Annotated in this window: 25 protein-coding genes and 1 tRNA gene; 17 read left to right on the top strand and 9 right to left on the bottom strand. The window is 61.3% G+C overall.

Annotated features, from left to right (window positions below; all coding sequences use genetic code 11):
• Nucleotides 1-2: 2 nt before the first annotated feature.
• Genes AC0L37_RS04475 through AC0L37_RS04465 form a run of 3 tightly spaced genes read right to left on the bottom strand, consistent with a single transcriptional unit; the run spans nucleotide 3 to nucleotide 2759 of the window.
• Nucleotides 3-812: an ABC transporter ATP-binding protein gene (locus AC0L37_RS04475; protein ID WP_269368934.1), complete on the bottom strand. Its 810-nt coding sequence runs from the start codon at nucleotides 810-812 to the stop codon at nucleotides 3-5.
• Nucleotides 802-1836: a FecCD family ABC transporter permease gene (locus tag AC0L37_RS04470; protein ID WP_212657235.1), complete on the bottom strand. Its 1035-nt coding sequence runs from the start codon at nucleotides 1834-1836 to the stop codon at nucleotides 802-804. The genes AC0L37_RS04475 and AC0L37_RS04470 overlap by 11 nt, the downstream gene beginning before the upstream one ends.
• Nucleotides 1833-2759, bottom strand: a complete 927-nt coding sequence (locus tag AC0L37_RS04465; protein ID WP_282221882.1) for a FecCD family ABC transporter permease — start codon at nucleotides 2757-2759, stop codon at nucleotides 1833-1835. Before AC0L37_RS04465 ends, AC0L37_RS04470 begins: the two co-directional genes overlap by 4 nt.
• A 188-nt stretch (nucleotides 2760-2947) precedes the next feature.
• Here AC0L37_RS04465 and AC0L37_RS04460 point away from each other — a divergent pair, with 188 nt between their 5' ends.
• The 4 genes from AC0L37_RS04460 (at nucleotide 2948) to AC0L37_RS04445 (ending at nucleotide 6703) form a co-directional block, all read left to right on the top strand.
• Nucleotides 2948-3868, top strand: a complete 921-nt coding sequence (locus AC0L37_RS04460; protein ID WP_282221883.1) for an ABC transporter substrate-binding protein — start codon at nucleotides 2948-2950, stop codon at nucleotides 3866-3868.
• A 47-nt stretch (nucleotides 3869-3915) separates the two neighbouring features.
• Nucleotides 3916-4833 (top strand): ABC transporter substrate-binding protein, encoded by a 918-nt coding sequence (locus tag AC0L37_RS04455; RefSeq protein WP_282221884.1) that lies wholly within the window; start codon nucleotides 3916-3918, stop codon nucleotides 4831-4833.
• A gap of 6 nt (nucleotides 4834-4839) precedes the next feature.
• On the top strand, nucleotides 4840-5706 hold the full coding sequence (locus AC0L37_RS04450; RefSeq protein ID WP_282221885.1) for a sucrase ferredoxin: 867 nt from the start codon (nucleotides 4840-4842) through the stop codon (nucleotides 5704-5706).
• A gap of 139 nt (nucleotides 5707-5845) precedes the next feature.
• The gene (locus AC0L37_RS04445) at nucleotides 5846-6703 is read left to right on the top strand and encodes a division plane positioning ATPase MipZ (protein WP_282221886.1); all 858 of its coding nucleotides are present in this window, start codon (nucleotides 5846-5848) and stop codon (nucleotides 6701-6703) included.
• Nucleotides 6704-6742: 39 nt separating this feature from the next.
• Here the strand turns inward: AC0L37_RS04445 and AC0L37_RS04440 are convergent.
• Nucleotides 6743-6818: transfer RNA gene (locus AC0L37_RS04440), tRNA-Ile, on the bottom strand.
• Between the two features lie 228 nt (nucleotides 6819-7046).
• On the opposite strand from AC0L37_RS04440, the gene AC0L37_RS04435 reads away from it, so the two are divergent.
• The 7 genes from AC0L37_RS04435 (at nucleotide 7047) to phoB (ending at nucleotide 14394) form a co-directional block, all read left to right on the top strand.
• Nucleotides 7047-7802, top strand: coding sequence for an IclR family transcriptional regulator domain-containing protein (locus tag AC0L37_RS04435; protein WP_212657229.1), 756 nt, complete (start codon nucleotides 7047-7049; stop codon nucleotides 7800-7802).
• Between the two features lie 333 nt (nucleotides 7803-8135).
• Nucleotides 8136-9143 carry a substrate-binding domain-containing protein gene (locus AC0L37_RS04430; protein ID WP_473314429.1) on the top strand — a complete coding sequence of 336 codons (1008 nt, stop codon included), beginning with the start codon at nucleotides 8136-8138 and terminating at the stop codon, nucleotides 9141-9143.
• 66 nt (nucleotides 9144-9209) lie between these two features.
• Nucleotides 9210-10595, top strand: coding sequence for a phosphate ABC transporter permease subunit PstC (pstC, locus tag AC0L37_RS04425; RefSeq protein ID WP_212657227.1), 1386 nt, complete (start codon nucleotides 9210-9212; stop codon nucleotides 10593-10595).
• Nucleotides 10595-11959 (top strand): phosphate ABC transporter permease PstA, encoded by a 1365-nt coding sequence (gene pstA, locus AC0L37_RS04420; RefSeq protein WP_269370828.1) that lies wholly within the window; start codon nucleotides 10595-10597, stop codon nucleotides 11957-11959. Before pstC ends, pstA begins: the two co-directional genes overlap by 1 nt.
• Before the next feature lie 74 nt (nucleotides 11960-12033).
• Nucleotides 12034-12816 carry a phosphate ABC transporter ATP-binding protein PstB gene (pstB, locus tag AC0L37_RS04415; protein WP_249327711.1) on the top strand — a complete coding sequence of 261 codons (783 nt, stop codon included), beginning with the start codon at nucleotides 12034-12036 and terminating at the stop codon, nucleotides 12814-12816.
• Between the two features lie 74 nt (nucleotides 12817-12890).
• A complete protein-coding gene (phoU, locus tag AC0L37_RS04410) occupies nucleotides 12891-13592 on the top strand; it encodes a phosphate signaling complex protein PhoU (RefSeq protein WP_212657225.1) in 702 nt (233 codons plus the stop codon).
• A gap of 100 nt (nucleotides 13593-13692) precedes the next feature.
• The gene (gene phoB / locus AC0L37_RS04405) at nucleotides 13693-14394 is read left to right on the top strand and encodes a phosphate regulon transcriptional regulator PhoB (RefSeq protein WP_212657224.1); all 702 of its coding nucleotides are present in this window, start codon (nucleotides 13693-13695) and stop codon (nucleotides 14392-14394) included.
• Nucleotides 14395-14517: 123 nt separating this feature from the next.
• On the opposite strand, the gene AC0L37_RS04400 is transcribed toward phoB, so the two are convergent.
• Both AC0L37_RS04400 and AC0L37_RS04395 read right to left on the bottom strand, forming a co-directional pair.
• A complete protein-coding gene (locus AC0L37_RS04400) occupies nucleotides 14518-16143 on the bottom strand; it encodes an MFS transporter (protein WP_282221887.1) in 1626 nt (541 codons plus the stop codon).
• A 111-nt stretch (nucleotides 16144-16254) separates the two neighbouring features.
• On the bottom strand, nucleotides 16255-17133 hold the full coding sequence (locus AC0L37_RS04395) for a LysR family transcriptional regulator (RefSeq protein ID WP_212657222.1): 879 nt from the start codon (nucleotides 17131-17133) through the stop codon (nucleotides 16255-16257).
• Between the two features lie 92 nt (nucleotides 17134-17225).
• Between AC0L37_RS04395 and AC0L37_RS04390 the strand changes: the two genes are divergently transcribed.
• From AC0L37_RS04390 to AC0L37_RS04380, 3 genes are all read left to right on the top strand, one after another.
• Nucleotides 17226-17912, top strand: coding sequence for a glutathione S-transferase family protein (locus AC0L37_RS04390; protein WP_282221888.1), 687 nt, complete (start codon nucleotides 17226-17228; stop codon nucleotides 17910-17912).
• Nucleotides 17912-18778 carry an NAD(P)-dependent oxidoreductase gene (locus tag AC0L37_RS04385; RefSeq protein WP_282221889.1) on the top strand — a complete coding sequence of 289 codons (867 nt, stop codon included), beginning with the start codon at nucleotides 17912-17914 and terminating at the stop codon, nucleotides 18776-18778. The genes AC0L37_RS04390 and AC0L37_RS04385 overlap by 1 nt, the downstream gene beginning before the upstream one ends.
• Nucleotides 18779-18849: 71 nt before the next feature.
• Complete coding sequence (locus tag AC0L37_RS04380) at nucleotides 18850-19842, top strand: YHYH protein (protein WP_282221890.1); 993 nt, start codon at nucleotides 18850-18852, stop codon at nucleotides 19840-19842.
• Here AC0L37_RS04380 and AC0L37_RS04375 read toward each other — a convergent pair.
• Nucleotides 19783-20670, bottom strand: a complete 888-nt coding sequence (locus AC0L37_RS04375; protein WP_282221891.1) for a LysR family transcriptional regulator — start codon at nucleotides 20668-20670, stop codon at nucleotides 19783-19785. The two genes, AC0L37_RS04380 and AC0L37_RS04375, sit on opposite strands and share 60 nt — an antisense overlap.
• Before the next feature lie 117 nt (nucleotides 20671-20787).
• Here AC0L37_RS04375 and AC0L37_RS04370 point away from each other — a divergent pair, with 117 nt between their 5' ends.
• The 3 genes from AC0L37_RS04370 to AC0L37_RS04360 are packed head-to-tail and all read left to right on the top strand — an operon-like array spanning nucleotide 20788 to nucleotide 22716.
• A complete protein-coding gene (locus tag AC0L37_RS04370) occupies nucleotides 20788-21219 on the top strand; it encodes a DoxX family protein (protein ID WP_282221892.1) in 432 nt (143 codons plus the stop codon).
• Between the two features lie 60 nt (nucleotides 21220-21279).
• Entirely contained in the window at nucleotides 21280-22176 is an 897-nt protein-coding gene (locus AC0L37_RS04365) for a VOC family protein (RefSeq protein WP_282221893.1), read from the top strand.
• 30 nt (nucleotides 22177-22206) lie between these two features.
• A complete protein-coding gene (locus AC0L37_RS04360) occupies nucleotides 22207-22716 on the top strand; it encodes a cytochrome b (RefSeq protein ID WP_282221894.1) in 510 nt (169 codons plus the stop codon).
• A gap of 12 nt (nucleotides 22717-22728) precedes the next feature.
• Here the strand turns inward: AC0L37_RS04360 and AC0L37_RS04355 are convergent, their stop codons facing one another.
• Together AC0L37_RS04355 and AC0L37_RS04350 are read right to left on the bottom strand one after the other, a co-directional pair.
• Complete coding sequence (locus AC0L37_RS04355) at nucleotides 22729-23121, bottom strand: response regulator (RefSeq protein WP_282221895.1); 393 nt, start codon at nucleotides 23119-23121, stop codon at nucleotides 22729-22731.
• 2 nt (nucleotides 23122-23123) lie between these two features.
• Nucleotides 23124-25442, bottom strand: a complete 2319-nt coding sequence (locus AC0L37_RS04350) for a PAS domain S-box protein (protein WP_212657213.1) — start codon at nucleotides 25440-25442, stop codon at nucleotides 23124-23126.
• Nucleotides 25443-25469: the final 27 nt, after the last annotated feature.

The raw sequence follows: 25469 nt of genomic DNA, 5'->3' as shown, positions 1-25469 counted from the left end.
AATCACGCCCCGATCACACGTTCGCGCGTGTTAAGAGGTATGCATAGCGGCCGGCCATAGGCGGGGTCGGTGATGATCATGGCGTCGACATCGAATACGCGGGCGATCAGTTCCTGGGTCATCAGCTCTTCCGGCTTTCCGGTGGCCGCGACGGCACCGTCGCGCAGGAACACCAATTGGTCAGCATAGCGCGCGGCCAGATTGAGGTCGTGTAGCACCAGCACGATCGTACGCCCGAATGCCGAGTTGAGCTGACGCACCAGGTCGAGACAATCAAGCTGGTGCGACATGTCCAGATGGTTCACTGGCTCATCCAGACAGACGATTTCGGTTTCCTGTGCCAGCACCATGGCGATCCACACACGCTGCAACTGCCCGCCCGAGAGCGATCCGAGATGGCGGTGCCGCAAATGAGCGACCCCAGTGCCCGCCATCGCCGCTTCAAACGCCCGCGTATCATCGGGGCTCCAGGGCTGCAGCATGGATTGGTGCGGATAGCGACCAAGCCGCACCAGTTCTTCGACTGTCATGTCGTCCGGGGCCGAAGGGCTTTGCGCCAACAGCCCGATCTGCCGCGCCAGCATGCGCTCGCCAAGCTTGGCGATGTCTGTCGTCTCGAGCAGGATACGACCGTCGCTGGGTTTATGCAGGCGCCGGATCGCGCGCAGCAATGTGGACTTGCCGCACCCATTGGGGCCGGCCAGCACGGTGATCTTGCCCCGCGGAATACTCAGCGAGAGCGTATCAAGCACGCTGGTGCTGCCATAGCCCAGGCTCAGGGCGTCGATGACAATGGCCGGGCTATCCGTCATGGCGTTGTCTGCTCATCAAAAGAAAGAGAAAATAGGGAGCGCCGATAACCGCCGTCACGGTGCCTGCAGGCACTTCCACGGGACTGAACAGCACGCGCACGATCAGATCGGCGCCGACCAGCATGATTGCGCCGAGCAGGAAGCTGCCCAGCAGACCGGCATAGACATTGCGGCCAACCATCAGGCGCGCCAGATGCGGCGCCATCAGACCGATGAAGCCGACACCCCCGACAAACGCCACCGACACAGCCGTCAGTCCGGCGGCAAGGGCAAAGATCACGATACGAAACACCGGCAGATTGAGCCCGATGCTGCGCGCCGATACCTCATCTAGATCAGCGGGCGGCATTTTGCGCGCTGCCAATACTGCCATAACGAGCAAGGGCACCAGCATCACCAGCGTAATCTGGATTTCGCTCCAGTTGATCTCATTGACTGACCCGGCCAGCCAGCGCGATGCCTGGCTGGCGCGATAAATCGGGCCGATCAGGATCAGCACCATGACCATCGCCTTGAACACCGCCGCCATGGCGATACCGAACAACAACAGCCGCACCGCCGAACTCGACTGGCGACCGCTGAGCAAGAATACCAGGGTGATGCCCAGCACGGCCCCGGCCAGCGCCGCCAGCGGCTGGTAGCCAATCGGGATGATGAGGGTGTTGGACTCATTGGACAGCAGCGCCAGAAACAGCACCACGCCAAGTGCCGCCCCGTCGATTACGCCCAGCACGCTTGGCGATGCCAGTGCATTGCGGGTCACCTTCTGAAGCAGGTAGCCCGCAACAGCCATGCCGCCGCCGGCCAGCGCTGCGATCACCACGCGCGGCAGACGCAATTGCAGCACAATGAGCCGTTGGGTCTTCTCGCCCGCCCCCAGAATGACCGATGCCACCTGGTCCATCGGGATCCAGCTGGAGCCAAACGCCACGCCGCTCAGGGCCAGTAGCGCGAAGGCACACACCATGATCGCCAGCGCGACAGGCGTGCGCGCTTTAAAGAGCGAGGTGTTCAGAGCGCTCATGCCGCCCTCCTGCGCAGCAGAATGACCAGCACAATGCCGCCAACAACTGCAGTAATGGCGCCAACGGGCGCTTCCACCGGAAAAATCACAAAGCGTGCCGCCACATCGGCTAGCGTCGCATAAATGGCGCCAAACAAACCCGCGGCAATGATCTGGCGACCATGGCGCAGCCCTACCAATCGGCGCGCCGCATGCGGCACGACCAGTCCCACAAAGCTGACAGGCCCGGCCATGGCGACAGAGGCGCCGGTCAGCAGTGATACCGAGACAAAGCAGCCAATCCGCACCAGCGTCACCGGCACGCCCAACCCGCTTGCCGTTTCGTCATCGGCCTGCATGGCATCAAGCGGGCGCGCCAAAGCCAGGGCCATGGCGACGCCAATCATGATAAACGGGCCACCATTGATGGCCAGGCTCATCGGACGGTCAACGAACGATCCCGCCAGCCAGAACAGCAGGTTCTGCAACTGCGCCTCATTGGTGGTCAGGATGATCTGCACGATCGACTGCCCCAGCCCGGCAATGGTCACCCCGATCAGCACGATACGGATTGGCGACAGCCCGCCGGCACCAGCCGCTATGGCAAACACCACAAGGCTGGTGACCAGGGCGCCGAATGCCGCCGTCAGTGACAGCCCCATCAGGGAACCAACGCCAAAAACCGTGCTGGCGACCACGACGGCCAAAGATGCGCCGGCATTGAGCCCTAGAGTGTCGGGCGACGCGATACGATTGCGCGAAAGGGTCTGCACCTGCACCCCGGCAATACCCAGCCCCGCGCCAACCAGAGGCGCGATCACCGCCCGCGGCAGGCGCAGTGTGCTGATCACCGTAGCCGCTTCTGAGCCGTCAAAAGCGAACAGGGCCTGCCATACCTGCAGCGGGCCATAGATGCGATAGCCCACCGTGATGCTCAGTGCCATGGCACCAAGCAACACCGCAATCAGACTGACGCAGACCCATGCAAATGGCAGGGGCCGCTGCGACGGCACCGGGGTTGACGAAAAACTGTTCAGAGCGAGTCTCGTAAATATGATTTTCAAAGTCAGGTTGACTTCTGCTGCTTCCGAAGACCATTTTATGACACCGCATGTCAAGTTTGAGATGAATTATGAAGCTTCTTCGCCGTACCGTTCTGCGCAGCATCGCGCTGGCCAGCCTGGCTCTGGTCCAGCCCGCCTTTGCTCGCGAAATCACCCACGCCATGGGCACCACCGATGTCCCAGACAGTCCACAGCGCATCGTCGTTCTGACCAATGAGGGCACCGAAGCCCTGTTGGCGGTCGGGATCACACCCGTTGGCGCCGTCCGCTCCTGGTTGGGCGATCCCTGGTACGCCCACATTGCCGCCGACATGGCCGATGTGACCGTCGTAGGTGAAGAATCGGCGGTTAATCTGGAAACCATCGCCGCGCTCCAGCCAGACCTGATCGTGGGCAACAAGACCCGCCAGGAGAAGATCTACGATCAGTTGTCCGCCATCGCCCCCACCGTCATGTCAGAACGCCTGCGTGGCGACTGGAAGATCAACATGGCGCTCTACACCGATGCCGTCGGCAAGGGTGACGAGGGCAAGGCTGCCCTCGATGCATTCGACGCACGCGTTCACAAGATTGCAGAAGCGGCGGGCCCCGTGCTCCAAGAAGAAGTCTCGCTCGGCCGCTTCATGCCATCGCTCACCCGCATCTACTACAAGGATACCTTTGCCGGTCTGATCCTTGGAGAAATCGGCTTTGCCCGCCCTGCCACCCAGGACAAGCCCGAGTTCGCCGACGCAATCGGCAAGGAACGCATCCCCGAGCTCGAAGGCGATCGCCTGTTCTACTACGTCTATGAAACCGGCGACGGTGAAGGCAACAGCCAGGCTGCTGATTGGACCAGCGACCCGCTTTGGCTGAACCTGGATGTGGTCAAGGCTGGCAAGGCCTATGCCGTTGACGACGCTGTTTGGAACACCGCCGGTGGCTATTTGGCGGCCAATCTGCTGCTCGACGACGTCGAGCGCATCTACGAACTGCCCGCCACCCGCTAGCCAGCATGGGTCGCCCCGGCGGCCCATCAATCCTGTGAAAGCCAGTCATGACCAATCCTCTGCTCGCCGCAGCGCTTTTAGCGCTTGCCCTGATCGTGCCGACACAGGCGCGGGAAATTACCCATGCCATGGGTGTTACCGAGGTGCCCGACGCACCGGTGCGCATCGCCATCCTGACCAATGAGGGCACAGAAGCGCTGTTGCATCTTGGCGTGGTGCCTGTGGGTGCCGCCCAGTCATGGCAAGGCAACCCGTTCTATCCGCATCTGGCTGACCAACTGGCCGACACGGTTTCTCTGGGCACCGAAACCGCCATCAATCTTGAAGTACTGGCATCGCTTGAGCCCGACATCATCATCGGGACGGTGTTTCGCCACGAGAAGGTCTACGAACAGCTTTCCGCCATTGCGCCGACAATCCTGTCGGCAACCATCGGGCCCCAATGGCTCGAAAACTATGCGTTTTACGGGCAGGCCGTTGGCCTTGGCGACAAGGCCCAGGCAAATGTCGCCGCATTCAAGGACCGCGCTACCGCGCTTGGCGAAGCGATTGGTGACGGGGTGAACGAGGAAGTCTCCCTCGTGCGCTTTGCACCCGGCCGCACCCGCATTTATTCCGACCACTCCTTTGCCGGAGTGGTGCTTGATCTGGTCGGTTTTCAGCGCCCCGCCTTGCAGCGCAGCGAGGATACTTTCGTGCAGATCGGCAAGGAGCGCATTCCCGAGATGGACGCAGACCGCATCTTCTACTTCGCGCCAGACGACGACAATGCGGAGTCGATGGCCAATCTGGGCGAATGGCTGAACGATCCACTCTTCCTGCAGCTGGACGCCACCGAAGCGGGCAAGGCCACGCGCGTCCGCGAACTGAGCTGGAACCTCGGCGGTGGCATCTACAGCGCCTATATGATGCTCGACGAAATCGCCGACATCTACGATGTCACCCTGCCCGCGCAGGCTGACTAGGTTCAGATGCACCGCTTTTGCACCGATCACGCCATTGCCTGCGGCGAGCCCCTTGCGGGCACCGCAGCCTTGGCGGCGCGCCACTTGTTCATCCGCTGGCCCAAGGGCAAGTGGCGCCGCCCCCGCTTTGAAAGCGTTGACATCGAGGCGCCCCTGCGGCTGGCCATGACCGCCGCGTCGGCCCCCGACAGCTATGTCGGCCTTGTCGATGCCGGCGACGGCACAGCGCTCGAACTGATATCTTTTCCAGATGCGACCAGCATTGTACCGCGCGACCAGAATCACGCTGCTGAACTCGTGGGCCGCTGGAACGCAGGCTTGCCAATGGGTGGCACTGCCCTGCCCCGTCGGGTCATCCTGTGTTGCACCGACGCCAAGACCGACGCCTGCTGCGCGCGCTTCGGTTTTCCGGTTTTCAAGGCGCTGTCTGCGGCCGCGCCCGCCGTCGGCCTGGACGTGCTGCAATGCACGCATATCGGCGGCTGCCATTTCGCCCCCTCGGTCATCGTCATGCCTGATCGCCAGCGCTATGGGCGACTAACCCCCGCTGCAGTCCCCGACTTCCTTGCCATGGTGGCGCGCAACGACGTCTACCTGCCCGCCTACAAAGGCGATCCGGGATTGTCCGAACTTGAGCAATCCGCCGAAACGGCCGCACGTCACTGGGCGCAGGGGCGTTGTCATGTCCATCAGGTGCAGATCTCTGGTGTTGAGATGCTCGCCGAAGACACCGCCACCATTCGCGTGCTACTGGGTAGTGTTCCCCTCACCATCAATGCGCAGCGGCAGACCTTTCACACCTATGGCAGTTGCAAGACCATGGGCAGCGCGCCCACGCCACGGCCGCGCTGGACCGCCTGGGTCACACAATAGCGCGCGAGCAGCACTGCCCCCGCAAATCTGTCGAAAACACGGACCCAGAACCACCTGAACGCGCCAATCTTAGGGCCTTGTTAACCATGACCTCACTTCATGGATATCAGGGATCAGTTTCTGATTTGGAGAGACGAACATGGTGCAGACCGGCGCGCACATCATTGCGGTAGGCAATGAAAAGGGAGGGTCGGGCAAATCGACCACGGCGCTGCATCTGGCCGTCTATCTGTTGCATCAGGGTCATCGCGTCGCCACCATCGACGTCGATAGCCGACAGCAGACCCTGACCCGCTATGTCCGTAATCGCCGCGCTACGGTCGAAGCGACCGGCCATCAGGTGCCAATGCCCAAGCATGTGCATCTCCCCACAGCCTGGGGTGACTCGATCCGCGAGAACCAGCGTACGGAACTCGAAATCTTCACCAAGGCGATCGCTGGCCTGCGCGATGAGGTCGACTACATCGTTATCGACACGCCCGGCTTCGATGGCAATCTGGCGCGTCTGGCCCACGGCTATGCCGATACCCTGGTGACCCCGATCAATGACAGCATGATCGATCTGGACGTACTGGTCCGGCTCGACAGCGTCACCGGCGAGCCGATCGAGACCAGCCCCTATTCGCGCAACGTGCAGCGCGCCCGGGCAGAACGTTTGGCCAATACCGGCTCGAGCACGGACTGGGTTTTGGTGCGCAATCGCATTTCCAATCTGGGCTCACGCAATGCCAGCCAAGTCCAGAGCGCTATCGAACGTGTGGCCGACCGCCTGGGTTGCCGCGTTGCCGATGGCATTGCCGAGCGGGTGATTTTCCGCTCGCTCTTTCCAATCGGCATGACGGTGTTTGATCCCCTCGACGCCGATCTGCTCGGCAGCGCGCCATCCATGTCCCACGTCAACGCCCGCCACGAATACCGCAACCTCGTGGCTGCCCTTCGCCTGCCCGCGCCATCGGCCCAAAGCAAAGCCGACGCCCCTATGCGCCTATCCGCCTAGGGCCGTCGGGTCCTGGGGTCTCAATCATGCATGGATAAGTGGTGGGCCCACCAGGACTCGAACCTGGAACCAGACCGTTATGAGCGGTCGGCTCTAACCATTGAGCTATAGGCCCCATGGGCCTCATATCAGGGTGACAGCGACAGGCAAGAGGGAATTGGACTTTACGACTAGCGCCGTCGTCCGCGCGCCCTTCCCCGGCGCGCATGCAGCACACAATCACATTGCCCGGACCCGGCCCAACGCCTAATGTGCGCCCTGCGCTACATGTTCGTCTTGCGCCCAACGCGGTGATGACGGCACTGGCCACGAACACAGTGAGCTAACCGGTCACGGGGCAATCATGCGCGACGGCGATATCATCAATGGTCTGGTTAATGGCTTGGCGGTCATTGAGTGTTTTGATGAGGAACATGCCAGCCTGTCCATCACCAATGTAGCACATCGGACCGGCCTGGAACGCGCCACCGCCCGCCGCTGCCTGCTCACCCTGCACCACCTTGGCTACGCCAGCTATGACGGAAAGTTCTTCCGCCTGACGCCGCGCATTCTCAACCTCGGTCATTCCTATCTCGCTGCCACCCCGCTACCGCGGTTGATCCAGCCCTTTCTTGATGAACTCTCCGCGCAGATCCACGAATCCTCGTCCGCAGCGGTGCTCGACAATACCGAGATCCTTTATATTGCCCGCGCAGCCCATCGCCGCGTCATGTCGATCAATCTGGGCGCAGGCGCGCACCTGCCAGCCTATTGCACCTCCATGGGCCGCATTATGCTGGCTGCGCTGCCCGCCAATGTCGCCAGCGATATTCTCGATCGATCCGAGTTGATCGCCTATACCGCCAAGACCAAGGCCGACCGCGCCGCCATTACCACTGAACTGGCGGTCATCGCAGCGCAGGGCTTCGCCGTGATTGATGAAGAACTCGAACTGGGCCTGTGTTCCATCGCCGTGCCTCTGTTCAATACCCAGGGCCAGACCGTCGCCGCCCTCAATATCGGCGCGCAAAGCGCCCGCGCCTCGACCTCGCACATGATCGCCAATTTCCTGCCCTTGATGCGCAAGGTACAGTCCGAAGTGCGCCCCCTGTTACGCTGACACCAGCGCGCATTGACGCGCCTTTACGATGATCTGACTGTCACACAGCAGCGCTAGCATCTGCGCTCACACCTGCACCTCGCCCCCCACCGAGTCTGTGGCCGCGCCGGCATCGGTGTCACAATCCGCTCTTGTCGAGCGACGCGCTCAGCCACTTATTCTGAGCATTTCTATTTGTTTTCAGATACCTAGCCTGTCACAAACGCGTCACGTAAGCGCAATAAAACTGTCGCACGCGCTCAATATGGTCTGCCTCGTCAAAGGGCGGCACCGGGGAATAACCTTCCGGAGTGGCCAGCCAGGTTTGAACTGAATTCCGAAAGGGAACTCCCCATGAAGACCGCACTATTCGCCAGCGCTGCTGTTATCGCGCTTGCCGCATTCGGCACCCCCGTCGCTTTCGCCCAGTCGCGCGACACTATCCAGATCGCCGGTTCGTCCACCGTACTGCCCTTCGCCTCGATCGTGGCTGAAGAGTTCGGCGCCGTCTTCCCAGAATTCAACACCCCTGTTGTTGGCTCGGGCGGCTCCAGTGGCGGCCTGAAGCAATTCTGCGAAGGCGTTGGTGAGAACACCATCGACATCGCCAATGCATCGCGTCAGATCAAGGATTCCGAGAAGGAAGCCTGCGCCGCTGCGGGCGTTACCGACATCCGCGAAATCCAGTTCGGTTTTGACGGCATCGTGTTTGCCTCCTCCGCTGAAAAGGCTGACTTCGCCCTGACCCCGCTGTTTGTCTACAAGGCAATCGCCGCCCAGGTGCCTGTCGATGGCGAAATGGTCGACAATCCATACACCAACTGGAACCAGATCGACGCATCGCTCCCCGATCAGGCGATCGCTCTGGCTATCCCGGGCTCCAATCACGGCACCCGCGAAGTGTTCCAGGAGAAGGTCGTCAATATCGGTTGTGAAGCAGCCGGTCTGCCAGAAGGTCACGCTGAAGACGCTTGCGAAACCCTGCGTCAGGACGTTGTCGTCGAAATCGCCGGCGACTACACCGAAACCCTGGCACGCCTGACCTCCAACCCCGACACGGTCGGCGTGTTTGGCCTGTCCTTCTACGAACAGAACCGCGACACCCTTAAGGTTGCGACCGTTGATGGCGTCACCCCATCGCTCGAAAGCGTTGCCGCTGGTGAGTATCCTGTGTCGCGTCCGCTGTTCTTCTACGTCAAGGGTCAGCACATCGGCGTCATCCCCGGCATCGAGGAATATGTTCAGTTCTTCCTCTCCGATGCGATCTCGGGCAATGGCGGCACCCTTGAAGCCGCTGGCCTGATCCCGCAGCCAGAAGAAAAGACCGCTGAAGTGCTGGCTGCTTTCGAAGCCGGTATGTAAGACCACCCGATCCGGGCCGCACCTTCTGGTGCGGCCCACCTCTTTCCAACGGCATGGAGAGCGCCAATGAATTCGCTGATTATCGCCGGCCTTCTCCTCGTCCTGCTTGGCCTTGCCTATCAGACCGGCTGGTCCAAAAGCCGCGCTCTGGCGACAGCGCCCATCAACGGCGTCAAGGTTCACTCCCGTCCGCAATATCATGGCGCTCTGGTCGCGATCTGGACCCTTGTCCCCGCGCTGATAATTCTGGGCCTGTGGGCCTGGCTGGGACAGGGCATCACCCGCGCCTACATCATCTCCCAGCTCCCCACCGACATTCTGGCCGGCTTTGATCAGAGTGGCCTGAACGCCGCCGTTCAGCGCATTGGTGCACTCGCCTCCGACTATGGCGTGGCTGGCGACATTGCGCCCTACGAACAAAGCGCTGCCGACGCACTGCGCTCTTTCCAGTTCATCACCTTCCTGGCCATAGTCGCTGCCGCTGCGGGTACCGCCATTGTCGCCCTGCTGGTCGCCCGCGCCCGCATCAATGCCCGCCTGCGCGCCCGCAATACTGTGGAAGTGGTGGTCACCGGCCTGCTGATGTTCTGCTCGGCCGTGGCCATCATGACCACTGTGGGCATCGTGGTCTCCCTGCTCACCGAGGCGATCCGGTTTTTCTCCTTCATCAATCCGGTCGACTACTTCTTCGGTACGGTCTGGAATCCTAAATTCTCGACCACCGAGACGCTCGATTATGGCTCCTATGGCCTGCTGCCCCTGCTCACCGGCACGCTGTGGGTCGCCACCATCGCCTCATTGGTGGCTGTTCCCATCGGGCTGATGACGGCAATCTATCTCTCGCAATATGCACCGCGCCGCATGCGCGCCATCATCAAGCCGGTCATCGAAATTCTCGCCGGCATCCCCACCATCGTCTATGGCTTCTTCGCTCTGGTCACGGTTGGCCCGTTTCTGGCCGGCCTTGGTGATATGGTGGGGCTGGATATCTCGGCCACCAGTGCCCTGACCGCCGGTCTGGTCATGGGGATCATGATTATTCCCTTCATTTCCTCGCTCAGCGACGACATCCTCAACCAGGTGCCGCTGGCCATGCGCGATGGCTCCTATGGTCTGGGGGCTACCCAGTCCGAAACCATTCGCAACGTGCTGTTGCCCGCTGCCCTGCCCGGCATTGTCGGCGCCTTCCTGCTGGCCGTCAGCCGCGCCATTGGCGAAACCATGATCGTGGTGCTTGCCGCTGGCAACAGCCCGGTCCTGCGCGGCACCCCGCTTGAGCCGATCTCGACCATCACCGTGTCCATCGTCAACCAGCTCACCGGCGACACCGATTTTGCCGGCCCGCAATCGCTGGTCGCCTTCGCACTGGGTCTGACCCTTTTCGTCATGACCCTTCTTCTCAATATCGTGGCGCTCTACATCGTCCGCCGCTTCCGGGAGCAGTACGAATAATGACCGATCAACAGGCTCCCGGCCGCAAGCAGGCCACCGAACGCACCAAGCTGATCCGCGCCGGTCTGCGCCGTCGTCACCTCAACGAACAGATCTTCCGGATCCTGGGCATTGTCGCCATTTGCGCGGCGCTGGGCTTTGTGGCCCTGCTGTTCACCGATGTGATGCGCAAGGGCATTCCTGCCTTCCATCAGGCATCGCTGCATCTCACGGTCACGTTTGATCCCGCCATCATCAAGGTCGATCCAGAACCCGTTCAGGAAGCCGGCCAGTCCGATGCCGACTACAATGCTGTCCTGCTCAAATGGCAGCGCAATGTCGCCATGCTGAACTGGAACAAGGTCATTGCAGCGGCCATGACCGAAGCCGCGCCGGCGGGCTTTGAGATATCCAGCAAGGACATCCTGACCATCCCCGAAACCAATGCGCGCCACGTCGTGCGCGAGGCATTCGTGGCTGATCCGAGCCTGCTGGGTCAGTCAAAGGATTTCAGCCTACTCGCCTCGGCCAATGTCGATAACTGGGTCAAGGGCAATATCGATCGCGACCTGCCCGATGCGCGCCAGCAGCTTTCTGCACCGGTCCGCGATCTCGTCGACATTCTGGTCGACAATGGCGCCATCACCCAGGATTTTGCCTGGGGCCTGTTCACCAATGTCGACAGCCGCGCTGCGCCCGCCTCAGCCGGTCTGGCGGGTGCCTTTATGGGCTCGCTCTACATGATGTTGGTGGTGATCTGCCTGGCTGTGCCCATCGGTGTCGCCAGCGCCATCTATCTCGAAGAGTTCGCGCCCAAGTCGCGGCTCACCGATCTCATCGAGGTCAATATCAACAATCTGGCCGCGGTGCCTTCCATTGTCTTCGGTCTGCTCGGCGCCGCAGTGTTCATCAACTACTTCCACCTGCCCCTGTCAGCGCCGCTTGTCGGTGGCCTGGTGCTCACCCTGATGACCCTGCCCACGATCATCATTGCTACCCGCGCAGCCTTGCAGGCGGTCTCGCCAGCCCTGCGTCAGGCCGCGCTCGGTCTGGGGGCCTCCAGAACCCAGATGGTGTTCCATCACGTGCTGCCGGTCACCTTCCCCTCCATCCTGACCGCCACCATCATTGGCGTGGCGCAGGCGCTCGGCGAAACCGCGCCCCTGCTGCTGATCGGAATGAACGCCTTCGTCGCCTCTATTCCCGGCTCGCCGATGGATCAGGCCACCGCGCTGCCGGTGCAGATCTTCCTCTGGCAGGGCAATGAAAACCGGAACTTCTTTGAAGCGCGCACCTCTGCTGCCATTATGGTGCTGCTCGGCATGATGATCCTTCTCAACGCAGTCGCAATCTTCCTGCGCACGCGCCTCGAGCGTCGCGCATGACCGAACTGGAGAACGCACAAATGGATATGGTCGCCGGCAAGGTTAAGATGACTCAGCAATCAGTGAACAGCACCATGAACCCCACCGATGCCCTCGAGCGCCCCATCCGTCTCACCGCCCGCGATGTGACGGTCCACTACGGCGCCAAACAGGCCCTGCACGGTATCTCGATCGATATCCCCGATCGTGCCGTCACCTCCTTCATCGGCCCATCGGGCTGCGGCAAGTCGACCTTTCTGCGCTGCATCAACCGCATGAACGACACCATTGAGGGGGCCCGCGTCGGCGGCACCATCAAGCTTGATGGCGACGATATCTACGATCCCAATCTGGACGTCGTGGAACTGCGCGCCCGCGTCGGCATGGTTTTCCAGAAGCCCAACCCGTTCCCCAAATCGATCTATGAGAACGTCGCCTACGGTCCCAAGATCCACGGCATCGCCAAATCCAAGACCGACCTTGATGAAATCGTGGTGTCGTCCCTGCGCAAGGCGGGCCTGTTCGAAGAGGTCAAGGATCGCCTCAATGAGCCAGGCACCGGCCTGTCCGGTGGTCAGCAGCAGCGCCTGTGCATCGCCCGCGCCATTGCGGTTGGCCCGGAAGTGATCCTGATGGACGAGCCCTGCTCGGCACTTGATCCCATCGCCACCGCCATCATCGAAGAGCTGATCGATGAATTGCGTGAAAACTACACCATCGTGATCGTCACCCACTCCATGCAGCAGGCCGCCCGCGTCAGCCAGCGCACGGCATTCTTCCACCTGGGCAACCTGATTGAGGAAGGCGTCACCGAAGACATCTTCACCAACCCGGTCCACAAACAGACCCAGGACTACATCATGGGCCGCATCGGCTAGTCCGGCGCCCCACCCACTCTGGCGTCCGGTTTTTGCGGGCCGGTCGCGCCACGTCACAGGTCCAGAGGAACACCATGGCCCCCGAACATATCGTCTCTTCCTACAATGACGAACTTGTCGCCCTCGCCCAGACCATCGCCGAGATGGGTGGCCAGGTCGAAGTCGCCATTGAAAACGGCACCAAGGCCCTGCTCAAGCTCGATCGCGAACTGGCCGATCTGACCATCATCGCCGATCAGCGCATTGACGACATGCAGCGCAAGATCGACGATATGGCCGTTTCCATGATCGCCCGCCGCCAGCCCATGGCGTCCGATCTGCGCTCCATCATCACGGCCATCCACGTTGCTTCCGATCTTGAACGCGTCGGCGACATGGCCAAGCAGCTTGCCCGCCGCTCGCTCAAGATCGAAGGGCTGAACCTGCAGCCCACCTTCTACAATGGCGTGCGCAACATGACCGCACTGGTGCTGCGCCAGATCAAGGAATCGCTGGACGCCTACTCCAGCCGCGATGCCGAAGGCGCCATTCAGGTGTGCAACCGCGATGACGAGGTGGACGCCATGTACACCTCGCTGTTCCGCGAACTGCTCACCTACATGATGGAAGATCCACGCAACATCACGCCCTGCACCCATCTGCTGTTCTGCGCCAAGAGCCTGGAACGCATCGGCGACCACGCCACCAATATTGCTGAACGTGCCTATTACCTGCAGACCGGCAAGCAGCTCTCGAGCGATGTCGAAGAACTGCAGCGCACCCAGATCAAGGCCTGATCCAGATATATCCACCGCACTGCACCTCCCCTTGATGGGGAAGGCTGAAGGGTGGAGCCACTCGCACCCAGGCGTGGTGCAAGAACGACCGGAGCAAGCAATGCCCGCCACTATCCTCGTAGTCGAAGACGAAGGCGATATCGCCATCCTGCTGCGCTACAATCTTGAGGCCGAAGGCTTTCGCGTCGTCACCGCTGAAACCGGTGACGAAGCCACCCACGCCATTCAGGACAAGCTGCCCGATTTGATCCTGCTCGATTGGATGCTGCCCGAAATCTCGGGCATCGAACTGTGCCGCCGCCTGCGCGCCCGTGAGGAAACCGCCCGCGTCCCGATCATCATGCTCACCGCCCGCGGTGAGGAAGAAGAGCGCGTCCGCGGTCTGGCCACCGGCGCCGATGACTACGTGGTCAAACCCTTCTCGGTCCCCGAACTGGTCGCCCGCATCCATGCCCTGCTGCGCCGCGCCAACCCCAATCTGGTCACGGCCGCCCTCAAGGTTGGCGATCTCGAACTCGACCGCACCACCCATCGTGTCCGCCGCGCCGCGCGCGACGTGCATCTGGGGCCCACCGAATACCGCCTGCTTGAATATCTGATGCGCCATCCCGGCCGGGTCTATTCACGCGAGCAACTGCTCGACGGCGTCTGGGGCAACGACGTCTATGTCGATGAACGCACCGTGGACGTCCATATCGGCCGCCTCCGCCGCGCCATCAATCGTGGCCGCGAAACCGACCCCATCCGCACCGTGCGCGGGGCCGGCTACGCCTTCGACGAACGCTTCGCCCAGGTCGCCTGAAGCAGGCAGCCAGCCACTGCGCGTCGCCCTCGGGCCTGACCCGAGGGCCCTACCCTATCCCTTTGCCCGCAAGCACAATCCCCTCAGGTCAAACCCGAGGGGTGTCGATTTGTTGCCTAGGTCCTAGACTTCCGGCGTGCCCCGCAACGGCGTCTCGTCATCCAGTGGCACCGTCTGCCGCTCGATCATCCGGTGCACGCGCGGCGGCGCATCGCCCTGATGCAAAGTCCGCAGCGCCTGAAAGTTCTCCGCATCCGCCTTGGTACGCCGCAGATTGTGCCGCACATAATCTACCCAGGTCGGCACGTGGTAACTCTCGACCCAAAGATCGGGCAACTCGAGATCACGCAGTAGCGCCCATTGCCGCGCCCCGTCCCGCAACCGCACCTTGCGCCGCTCGGTCATCAGCGCCAGAAACTGCGGGATGTCCTCTTGGGCTATGCGATAATCCACCATCACCATGATTGGCCCGCTGCGCGGCGTCAGATCCAGCCGCAGCACCGGCTCGTTAAAGGTGTTGAGCGGATTGAGGTCGCGCGATTCAAACTGCGGCAGCGGCAGTCTGAACCCCACCAGCGCGCAGACCAGTAGCACCACCGCCGCTGTCGCCAGTGACCAGTCCAACCCCACTGCATCAGCGTTGATGCCCCACAGCCAGCTGCCCATTGCCATGCCGCCAAATGTTGCCGTCTGATACAGCGACAGGGCACGCCCAACCACCCAGCGCGGCGATGACAGCTGTATAGATACATTGAACAGGCTCATCGTAAGCACCCAGCAGGCACCCGCTGGCAGCAGCACGATATGGCTGAGAAACACATCACGGCTGAACCCCAGCCCCACGCAACTCAGCGCGAAGCCGACACAGGCAAACCGCACGATCCACTCATTGCTATAGCGCTCGCGCACCCGGCCATTGATGAACGCCCCCCCAATCGCCCCTACCCCGAAACTGCCCAGCAGCGTGCCATAGACCAGCGCACCGCCGCCGACATATTCGTCCGCCACTGATGGCAGCAGCGCCAGCACGACGATGGCAGACAGACCAAACAAAAAGCTGCGAAACAGCACTGTGGTCAAGTTGGGCGACAGCGACACGTAACGAATGCCTGCCAGAATGGCGCTACCGAAATCCTCGCGCGGCAACCGGTTCGGCGGCCGCTCCGGCTTCCAGCGCAGCAACGAGAAGATCAGCGGCACATAGGTCACGGCATTGAGTGCGAACGCCGCCGCCGCACCCGCCAGCGCCACGATCAGCCCGCCCACCGCCGGGCCGATGCTGCGCATCATATTGAAACCCATGGCATTCAGCGTTACCGCGCCCGCCAGATCGCTGCGCGGCACGATATCGCCCATCGAGGCCTGCCAGGAGGGATTGAACAACGCTGTCCCAGCCCCGATCAGAAAGGTCAGCCCCAGCAGCAGCCATGGGCTCATCAGCCCCATAAAGGCGAGAACTGCCAGCAGCAGCGAGACCACTGCCATCCCACTCTGGGCAATGATCATCACGATGCGCCGGTCAAAATTGTCCGCCAGTGCCCCCGCAGCGATCGAAAAGATCATGATCGGCAGTGTCGTTGAGGCCTGCACCAGCGCCACCATATTGTGGCTGTCCGTCAGCGTGGTCATCATCCAGCCGGCACCCACCGACTGCACCAGCCCACCCAGATTGCTCATCAGCGTGGCAATCCACAGCAGGCGGAACGTCTCATGCCGAAACGGCGCCAGCACGGACGGTCTATCGGGCATTTTGGCTCCTCAGTAGCAGAACGAAGACCCCCCTGTCTTGAGCTAGCCACGCTTGTTTGACAAGCACATCACGTCACCAGGCGTGGGTGTCTGACTCACTCCAATACAACCCTAGAGGCGCTGCCCGACGAACAGATCGGCAAGCGCTCGTGCCGCCGGTCTGGGTTGGCGCCCGGGAGGAAACACCGCATGCAGCGCGACATTGCCCACGTGCCATCCCGCCAGCACCTGCACCAGTTGTCCGCTCGCGATCTCGGCCTCAACACCCCAGATGGAGGATACGGTTATCCCCAGCCCGGCTCGTGCCGCGGCAGTCGCGCCTTCATTGGCGATGCAGGTCGTACGGCCCGAAGCACGGATGGTTATTCTCTCGCCCCCGCACTGAAAGTTCAGCTCCTGCGGCACGACGCCCGGCCCCACGATCAATTCATGCGCTGCCAGATCATGCGGCGTGACAATCGTCGGACGGGACGCAAGATAGTCCGGCGAGGCCGCCAGAATGCGCGGCGTCTCGCCCAGTTTGCGAACCAGCGTAGTGCTGTCGACCAGCGCGCCCAGGCGAAACGCAATGTCGATCCCCTCGCTGACCAGGTCCTGATGGCTGTCCGAAACAGCCAGATCTACTGTCAGTGTTTCATGGCGCGCCATGAATTCAGCCAGTCTCGGCACCACCTTGCGCAGACCAAAGCTGCTCGACAGTCCGATACGCAGCCGCCCGGTCAGCCGCCCATCGCCCCGCACAGCATGGTCGGCCTCCTCCATCGCATCCAGGATGCGCTCTGCCCGCTCCAGATAGTCGGCACCCGCTTCAGTCAACGCAACCGCCCGCGTCGTGCGCGTTAGCAGCGTCACGCCCAGCTCACGCTCCAGTTCCGACACGATCCGCGATGTCGAAGACTGCGACAGATTCAAAGCACGACCCGCCTGCGAAAAGCTTCCCAGACGGGCGACGCGGCAGAACACGCGCAACGCCAGCAGTCGGTCATTCATCTGAGAACCAGATAAGTCATAGCAGAAATACCCACCTACAGCTTTCCAGCGGAATAATCCATCAATGTGACCTACCCTGCAAGGAGGTTCACATGCTCAAGCTATTTTATCACAACACACCAAACCCGACGAAAGTCGCCCTGCTCCTCGAAGAACTCGCACACCCCTATGAGGTGGTCGCCACCGACATCTGGGATGGCGCCCAGCACACACCCGAGTTTCGCCGCATCAACCCCAATGGCAAAGTCCCGGCCATTATTGAGGGTGACGTGGTCATCTTTGATTCAACGGCCATACTGCTCTGGCTGGCTGACCGGGCGGAGCAGTTCAACGGCGACGACAGGTCACGCCCCCAAATGCTCTCCTGGCTGATGTTTGTCGCGTCGGGCCTGGGCCCGTTTTGTGGACAGGCATTTCATTTCCTCAACATTCACACCGACAGCGCTTACGCCACCAACCGCTATGCGCGCGAACTGGAACGCCATTTCTCCGTGCTGGACAAGCACCTGACACTGACCCCGTGGCTAGCCGGGTCTGACTACACAATCGCTGACATGGCGGCCTGGGGCTGGGTTGATTTTGCCGTGCGTAATGGCTTGGTATATGGGGAAGATGGCGGGCATCGTTGGCCCGCCTTGACCCGCTGGTGCGCAACCATCAACGCGCGCCCAGCCGCCGACAGAGCCCGGCACGCTGGTGATCACCTCAGTGTCAAACAGGCTTTCGATGAGGACACCATGCGCGCCTTGTTCCCGCAGAATTATGCGGAGGCACTTTGATGGCCAATATTGCTTTTCTTGGCCTTGGCGCCATGGGCACGCGCATGGCCGCGAACCTCCTCGACGCGGGGCACGCGGTGACGGTCTGGAACAGGACCGCTGCCCGTTGCGCGCCTTTGGCCGAAAAGGGTGCCAATATTTCGGCCACCCCACACGACGCTGCTCAGGGCGCGGAATTTGTGCTTACCATGTTGCGCGACGATGCAGCCTCGGTCCAGGTGTGGACAGATCCTCAATCCGGCGCCTTTGCCGGCATGGACAAGTCTGCGCTGGCCATTGAGTGCTCTACGCTCAGCCTTGAGCACCTACGCCATCTGGCAGATGTGGCAACCAGGCATGGTCTGCAGTTCATGGACGCCCCTGTGGCCGGTTCGCGCCCTCAGGCCGAAGCGGGCAGTCTCATTTTCTTCGCCGGCGGCACCGACGAAGCTCTGGCGCGGGCAACGCCAATTCTGTCCGCCATGGGCGACACCAGTCACCCCGCCGGTCCCGACGGCGCTGCTATGGCCATAAAGCTTGCCGTCAATACGCTCTACGCCACCCAGACTGCTGTCATGGCCGAACTGGTCAGCATGCTGCCCCGGCAGGGCCTCGATGCGGCTAGTTGTCTTGCCATCATAGGCGCCACCCCCGCCTGCTCTCCTGCAGCCCGCGTCGCTGGCGAACTCATGCTCAAGGGTGATACACCACCGCTCTTTCCAGTCGAACTGGTCAAAAAGGACCTCGGCTATGCCGTCAGCGCGGCCGGTGGACCTGCTCACGCCCCGGTATCCGAACAGGTCCGCGCCCGCTTCGCTGCCGCTATCCAGCAGGGTCTCGCCCACGAACAACTGACCGCCGTCATCAAGACCCTGCCCGACGGCTGAGTACCCCACACCAAGGCCCCCTTGCCAGGCACCTTGGTGGCATCCAGACTGACTCAATCAGGAGATCTCCCATGCGCACAACTCAGCCCCTTGCCCGTCGCGGCGCCGTCGCAGTACTGGCCATGCTGACCCTGACAACAGGCATTGGAAGTGCGTCGGGGCATGAAGAGATTACCAATGCGCTCTTGACCGAGCGATCGGCCAATTGTCAGGATTACGCCAATACCTATTCGGCACAGGCCACCGACATACAGAATAGCCAGACCTTCGACGCTGCCATCGAGATCATGGCTAACGAAACCATCTGCACCATCGCCTCCAATGCCGTGCCCAACCACGATTTCAACGCCACGGGCCGCTTCGCCACACGGTTCAGCACGCAGAACCAGACCTACACCATCCCCGCCAATCCTGCTGCGGCCGCCAGTCCCACACCGCTCAGCCTGATGTACGACAACGCGGTCTTCCTCAACGGGGTCAAGCTCGACCTGCTCGCCGCCGGATGCTTTGGCGTCGGCGATGGCAATATTGGCTGCAACGACATCAACGCGCCCTATCGCTATGATCCGATGGGCGGCTCCAGCAATTTCGGCGCCGACGAACACAATGCCCACACCCAACCCGATGGCACTTACCATTATCACGGCAACCCCATGGCCCTGTTCGAGCAGGACAACCCAACCCAGACCTCGCCGGTAATCGGCTTTGCTGCCGACGGCTTTCCCATTTTCGGCAGCTACATCAGCGACAATGGCACCATCCGCGCTGCTACAACCAGCTACCGCCTCAAGACCGGAGAACGTAGCGGCGGTCCCGGCGGCACCCATGACGGCACCTTCATTGACGATTGGGAATATGTCGAAGGCCTTGGCGATCTGGATGCCTGCAACGGCATGGTTCAGGACGGTGTTTATGGCTATGTGGTCACCCAGACCTATCCGCATGTCCTCGGCTGCTTCACCGGCCCCCCGACGCCTCCTTCCGCAAACGCCGTCGCTGAGCCGCTAGGCGAACACGCCCTTGGCCACCATGTGATCAAGGAAAGTGCGCACCTTGGCCGGTAGATAGCTGCGATTGGGATAGACCGCATAAAGCGGCCCGGTCAGTTGGACCTGCTCGGGCAACACCCGCTCCAGCGAGCCCTGTTTCAGGTCCTGGTCGATCATTAGGTCCGGTGAGATCGCAAAGCCCATGCCCGCCCGCGCAGCCTCCAGCAGCATGGTCTCATTGGCACTGCGCATGACCGGCACAAACCGCACCTCGACCGTTTCTCCGTTCTGTTCGAACGGCACCAGACCCGAACCTGTCACCGGGCCGTAGGCCAATAACGGCATGCCCACCAAATCCTGCAGCTTTTCAGGCCGCCCGACGCGCTCGAGCAATTCCGGACTGGCGACGAGATGGAAGGCAATATCGGTCAGCTTGCGCGCAATCAGACCCTCATCGAGCATACGGGCACCGCGCAGGGCCAGATCGAACCCTTCTTCGACCATATTGACCATACGCCCTTCCAGATCGAGGTCGAGCACAACCTCAGGATAGGTGCGCTGATATTCCGCCAGTGCAGCCACGAACCGCGCATTGGCCATCCACACCGGCAGGCTGATCTTCAAATCACCCCGCGGCACCACCGTCGCATCACCGATCCGCGCCTCCACATCATCCAGCCCGTCCAGCATGATCCGCACGCTGGCCAGATAGGTGACCCCGGCTTCGGTCAGCCCCACATTGCGGCTGTTGCGATTGAGCAGTCGTGCGCCCACCCGGCGCTCCAGCGCTTGCACATGCTTGCTGGTCATCGCCGCGGACATCTCCAGGCGCGCCGAAGCCGCCGAAAAACTGCGTAAATCGGCGACAGCCACGAACACCCGCAGGCTGGTCAACGTGTCCATGATCATTTCCTTTCAGGAAAGATAGGATCAACAATTACCACGATGATCAATGGATGGGAAAGATGGATAGTGGCCTCACCACTTAAGCCCATTCAGGGCGGATCCAGGAGACAGACAATGACTTTCGAAAACACTGTATCGACCGCCTCGAATGGCCGCGGTTGGACTATTGGCCTTTGGGTTGGCCAGATCGCCTTGGCAGGCATGTTTGGCATGTCGGGCTACATGCACGCCTTCACCCCCGTCGAGGCCCTTGCCCAGATGGGCATGGGCTGGACCCTCGATGCCCCTCTCGCCCTCGTCCGCTTTATCGGCTTTGCCGAACTGGCTGGCGCCATCGGCGTCCTCCTGCCAGCGCTCACCCGCATCTTGCCACTGCTGACACCGCTGGCAGCGCTTGGTTTCAGCGTCATTCAGGCACTTGCAATTGGCGTTCATCTGAGCCGCGGCGAATTCACGGTTGTGCCGATGAACCTGGTGCTGCTGGCCATTGCCCTGTTTGTTGCCTGGGGCCGCACCCGCAAGGCGCCACTCGCACCACGCGCCTGACAGCCGACCGTAGGCGGCGGGGCCACGCCGCCGCACCCTTTATTGCACTGGACCATAATCATGCAGACCGCAGCGCTCGACCTCGCCCGCCAGACCCAGGGTGCTCCTGAGCTTTTCAGCTATGGCGCCATTGAACTACAGGTCACCAATCTGGACCGCGCCACGACCTTCTGGACCGACAATCTGGGTCTTGTGGTACGTGACCAGCATGACGGCGTCGCGCTGGGCACCCAGCAGCAAACCCTGGTCGTGCTGCGCGCGGGTGCCCAAATCCCGACGCAAGGCGGCCATACCGGCCTCTATCATGTGGCCATCGGCGTCCCTGATCAGGGTGAGTTCTCGCGGCTCCTGACCCGCCTGCTCTACCGGCGCGTGCGCATATCGCTGGTCGACCACCTGATGTCCAAGGCCATCTATTTGCAGGATCCCGATGGGATCGGCATCGAAATCGCCTTTGAAACCCCCGAGCGCTTTGGCCGCTTTGGAACCTCGACCAATAAATTCGAGCTCTTTGATGCGTACGGCAATCCCCACTCGGCGCGTGAACCGCTCGATGCCGGGCACGAACTGAGCCTACGCAAAGGCGACATCGACCGGCCCATTGCCGACGGCGCTACCATTGCCCACCTGCATTTCACCGTGGCCGATCTTCAGGCCGCCATCGAGTTCTACGCCAGGCTGGGCTTTGCGCCCAATCTGCATCTGCCCCAGATGGGTTTCGCCGATCTGGGCGCGGGCGGCAGTTATACCCACCGCATCGCCCTCAATACCTGGCAGGGTACCGACATTACCCCGGCCCCCACTAAGTCGGCACGCCTGACTGGCTACACGCTACGCGCCGTCGAGCCGCGTCTGGTGGCGCAGGCCGCCACGCTCTCTGGTGCCGACTTTCTTCCTGACGCCGTCCAGATGGTCGACCCGAGCGGCACTTCTTTTACGATCGTAACCGCCCCATAGTCGGCGCCCTCACACCAAAGGATCAGCTCAATGGTCAAGCACGTGTCGAACTACTCCAAGGCCCAGATTGCGCTCCACTGGGTCGTCGTTCTCGGCGTGATCTTCCAGATTGCTTTTCACGAATTCATCGTTGAGGCCATGCAGGTCTTCGAGCGCGGTGAAAGCGTCGGCACACTGGGTACGGTGATGGCCTATGCCCATGTGGCCTCGGGCAGCCTGATCTTTCTGGCTGTCGTCACGCGCATTGTACTGCGCATCCGCCGCGGCGTTCCTGATCATGCGCCCGGCACCCCCGCCCTGGCCGCCCGCCTGTCCAGTCTGATGCACAATGGCCTTTATGCCGTGCTGCTGGCCATGGTTGTCACTGGTGGCATGACCTTCAACGCCGTGGCCGATCTTGGCCGGGTGCACTGGGCGCTCAACATCGCTCTGGTCGTCATGATTGCTGGCCATGTGGCGGCAGCCCTGTGGAACCAGTATGTCCGCAAGGACGGCACCCTGACCCGCATGATCCCGGCGCTGAACAAGTTCGGGTCCTGATCTGGCTGCCGATCAGCCCGCTCTGTGGGCCTGCCACAGCGCCACGATCTGATCTGACAGGGTCATCGGATCGAACGGCTTGACGATCACGCCTATTGCGCCCAGCGCGCGATAGGCCTCCTGCTCATGGGTCTGCGCCTTGGCCGTCATGAAGATCACCGGGATGTCCTTGGCAGCGGGCATCTGGCTGAACTGTTCGAGAGTTTCCGGCCCGCTCATCCGCGGCATCATTACATCCATCAGGATCAGTTGCGGTGCGTAGGCGACAACACTGTCGATCGCTTTGGCTCCGCTATCGCAGTGCTTGACCGTAAAGCCCCCGAGTTCCTCAAGCGTAATCACCACCACCTGAGCAATGCTGTCATCGTCTTCAACATAGAGCAGCTTTGTCAGCGTCTCGGACACGGTCAGGCTCTCATTTTTTGGGGCGGACAGGCCGGCAGCACGAAGGTGAACACTGTGCCCACCCCTTCTTCGGTCTGGTATTCGACGACCCCGTCAAAGGCCTCGATGATCTTTTTGGTGATGTTCAGACCCAAGCCGCTGCCTTCATTGACCCGGCTTGCCGAGCCATCGGCCTGCGCGAATTTGCCAAAGATCTTGCTGCGAAACGCTTCGGGTATCCCCGGCCCATAATCGCGCACTGAAATGATCACGTTTGCGGCGGCGTCCATGGCCACCCCGATCTCGACACTATCGCCTGGCGCCGAGAATTTGGCAGCGTTGGAGAGCAGATTGACCAGCGCCTGATCGAACCGATCCTGGTCCAGATTGACGAATACCTTGGGCACCGCGAAGTCCACCGCGAAGCTGACATCATGCTTCTCGGCGAATGATTGCTGCCGCTCCACGATATCGGCAACCAGCTGGCAAACCTCAACCACTTCGAGCTGATACTCCAACTTGCCAGCCGCGATCTTCTCCATATCCAGGATGTCGTTGACCAGCCGGGACAGTCGCTGGCAATTGTCATACGACAATTGCAGCAGCTTCCGGGTCCGCTCATCGGTGGCCTTGCCGGGCATGGCCATCAGCAGCCCCAGCGATCCCTGGATCGATGTCAGTGGCGTGCGCAGCTCGTGATTGACGGTGGAGATGAATTCATCCTTCATTCTCTCCATCTGCTTGCGCTCGGAAATGTCGCGCACGATACCGCTATAGATGGTGCGGTCACCAATATTGACCTGGCTCACCGAAAGATCGAGCGGGAAAATGCTGCCGTCCTTGCGCCGCCCTTCCACCTCGCGTCCGATACCGATCACCTTGCGCTCGCCAGTGCCATGATAATTCTTGAGATAGCCGTCATGCTCGTCGTGATAGGGCGCCGGCATCAGCATCTTGACGTTGCGGCCAATGACCTCCTCGGCCTCATAGCCGAAGATGTCCTCGCAGGCCCGATTGAAGGTTTCGACATGTCCACGCGCATCAATGGTGATCAGACCATCCACAGTATTGTCGACGATAGCCGTCAGCTTGGCTTCATTGGTCGCCAGATCGCGCGCCTTTTGGTCAAACGCCCGCGCCAGATCGCCAATCTCGTCGCCGCGATCCAGTGGCAGGTTCTCTAGCGTATGGTGTCCCGCCGAATGCTTGATCTCAGCCGTCATTCTTTTCAATGGTTCGGTAAACCAGCGCGCCACAACCAGCGAAGCGACCAGGCACCCCAGGATCAGCAGAGCTCCTGACACCAGGCTCACCGTACGCGTATCGATCGCGGCCGCCATCAACTCGTCATATGGCACGCGCGACACAACCCCTAGAAACGCCTCGGGATTTTGCGGATCTATGTTCAACCGAACAAAATAGGAAACAGCGTTATCGGTGGTGAACAGCTTCTCATTCGCGTTGGTCTGCGAAATTTCGGTAATAAAGCTGGGCGGTGACACCGAATAGGCATCGTGGAACTCGAACTTGCCAATCGTGCCGTCCTTCTTGTGCTCGAGATAGTCACCGGCGCTATTGACCACGAAGGTATTGTCCTGCGGGGCGATCTCTAGCAGCGCAGGACGCAGCATTTCAGCGTAATTGGCATTGATCACGATCATCCCGAAGACCGCGCCTTCGGGTCCGAAGACCGGCAATACGGTCCTTACCGTCGGCACCAGCGACACATCCAGCGAGCCCCGCTCGCGGTTATAGCTGACCTCGGAAAAGTGCACCGTTTTGCTCGGAGTTTGCACCCCAGCAATGAAATAGGGCTCCATCGCCTTTTGCTGCAGGTCTGGTGCCTTTACATATTCCAATCCCGCCGGCAGGCGATTGACGCGTACGAGCTCGCGACCGAAGTCAGCAACACCGATATAGCGCAGTTGAACATAGTGCGGTCGCGCCGCCATCATCGACGCAAATATGCTTCCCAGACGGGCGCTCCACGCCTCTTGCGTCGAGCCATCCAGTGGATCCAGCCCGTCATTGTCGACGCTACGCAGAATACCCTTGATCGGTGGCGTCTGCGATAGGACCTGAGCGTCGCTCTTCATCTGGTCGTAAGAGAACTTGAACCGCTGTGCCATCAGCCGGGTTTCGCCCGCCAGCTTCTGCACCGCTGTATCGAGCACAATCTTCTCGATGCGATAATAGCCGACGCCCCCCACCACCACAGCGCTGAGCAAAGCCGTGACGCAGGTCAGTGCGATGATCTTGTTCTTGAGCGAGATGAACTTGGGTCCGATGGACCAGCGCGCCGGCCGAGCTCCCGTGGCTTTGTGCGTCGCGTTTTGCTGCATCGTCCGTGACCCCCGCGATCATGCCCC

The organism is Devosia sp. J2-20 (genome assembly GCF_055808475.1).
Note: the sequence above shows the minus strand (reverse complement) of the source record. Positions and strands in the feature narration are given on the sequence as shown.

Coding starts and splice junctions, on each gene's coding strand:
- pstA (WP_269370828.1), top strand. CDS start 10,595: ATGACCGATCAACAGGCTCCCGGCCGCAAGCAGGCCACCGAACGCACC.
- AC0L37_RS04475 (WP_269368934.1), bottom strand. CDS start 812: ATGACGGATAGCCCGGCCATTGTCATCGACGCCCTGAGCCTGGGCTAT.
- AC0L37_RS04385 (WP_282221889.1), top strand. CDS start 17,912: ATGGCCAATATTGCTTTTCTTGGCCTTGGCGCCATGGGCACGCGCATG.
- AC0L37_RS04455 (WP_282221884.1), top strand. CDS start 3,916: ATGACCAATCCTCTGCTCGCCGCAGCGCTTTTAGCGCTTGCCCTGATC.
- AC0L37_RS04380 (WP_282221890.1), top strand. CDS start 18,850: ATGCGCACAACTCAGCCCCTTGCCCGTCGCGGCGCCGTCGCAGTACTG.
- AC0L37_RS04445 (WP_282221886.1), top strand. CDS start 5,846: ATGGTGCAGACCGGCGCGCACATCATTGCGGTAGGCAATGAAAAGGGA.
- AC0L37_RS04360 (WP_282221894.1), top strand. CDS start 22,207: ATGGTCAAGCACGTGTCGAACTACTCCAAGGCCCAGATTGCGCTCCAC.
- AC0L37_RS04450 (WP_282221885.1), top strand. CDS start 4,840: ATGCACCGCTTTTGCACCGATCACGCCATTGCCTGCGGCGAGCCCCTT.
- AC0L37_RS04350 (WP_212657213.1), bottom strand. CDS start 25,442: ATGCAGCAAAACGCGACGCACAAAGCCACGGGAGCTCGGCCGGCGCGC.
- pstB (WP_249327711.1), top strand. CDS start 12,034: ATGAACCCCACCGATGCCCTCGAGCGCCCCATCCGTCTCACCGCCCGC.
- AC0L37_RS04365 (WP_282221893.1), top strand. CDS start 21,280: ATGCAGACCGCAGCGCTCGACCTCGCCCGCCAGACCCAGGGTGCTCCT.
- AC0L37_RS04395 (WP_212657222.1), bottom strand. CDS start 17,133: ATGAATGACCGACTGCTGGCGTTGCGCGTGTTCTGCCGCGTCGCCCGT.
- AC0L37_RS04390 (WP_282221888.1), top strand. CDS start 17,226: ATGCTCAAGCTATTTTATCACAACACACCAAACCCGACGAAAGTCGCC.
- AC0L37_RS04470 (WP_212657235.1), bottom strand. CDS start 1,836: ATGAGCGCTCTGAACACCTCGCTCTTTAAAGCGCGCACGCCTGTCGCG.
- AC0L37_RS04375 (WP_282221891.1), bottom strand. CDS start 20,670: ATGGACACGTTGACCAGCCTGCGGGTGTTCGTGGCTGTCGCCGATTTA.
- AC0L37_RS04465 (WP_282221882.1), bottom strand. CDS start 2,759: ATGGCACTGAGCATCACGGTGGGCTATCGCATCTATGGCCCGCTGCAG.
- AC0L37_RS04430 (WP_473314429.1), top strand. CDS start 8,136: ATGAAGACCGCACTATTCGCCAGCGCTGCTGTTATCGCGCTTGCCGCA.
- phoB (WP_212657224.1), top strand. CDS start 13,693: ATGCCCGCCACTATCCTCGTAGTCGAAGACGAAGGCGATATCGCCATC.
- AC0L37_RS04400 (WP_282221887.1), bottom strand. CDS start 16,143: ATGCCCGATAGACCGTCCGTGCTGGCGCCGTTTCGGCATGAGACGTTC.
- AC0L37_RS04460 (WP_282221883.1), top strand. CDS start 2,948: ATGAAGCTTCTTCGCCGTACCGTTCTGCGCAGCATCGCGCTGGCCAGC.
- phoU (WP_212657225.1), top strand. CDS start 12,891: ATGGCCCCCGAACATATCGTCTCTTCCTACAATGACGAACTTGTCGCC.
- AC0L37_RS04435 (WP_212657229.1), top strand. CDS start 7,047: ATGCGCGACGGCGATATCATCAATGGTCTGGTTAATGGCTTGGCGGTC.
- pstC (WP_212657227.1), top strand. CDS start 9,210: ATGAATTCGCTGATTATCGCCGGCCTTCTCCTCGTCCTGCTTGGCCTT.
- AC0L37_RS04370 (WP_282221892.1), top strand. CDS start 20,788: ATGACTTTCGAAAACACTGTATCGACCGCCTCGAATGGCCGCGGTTGG.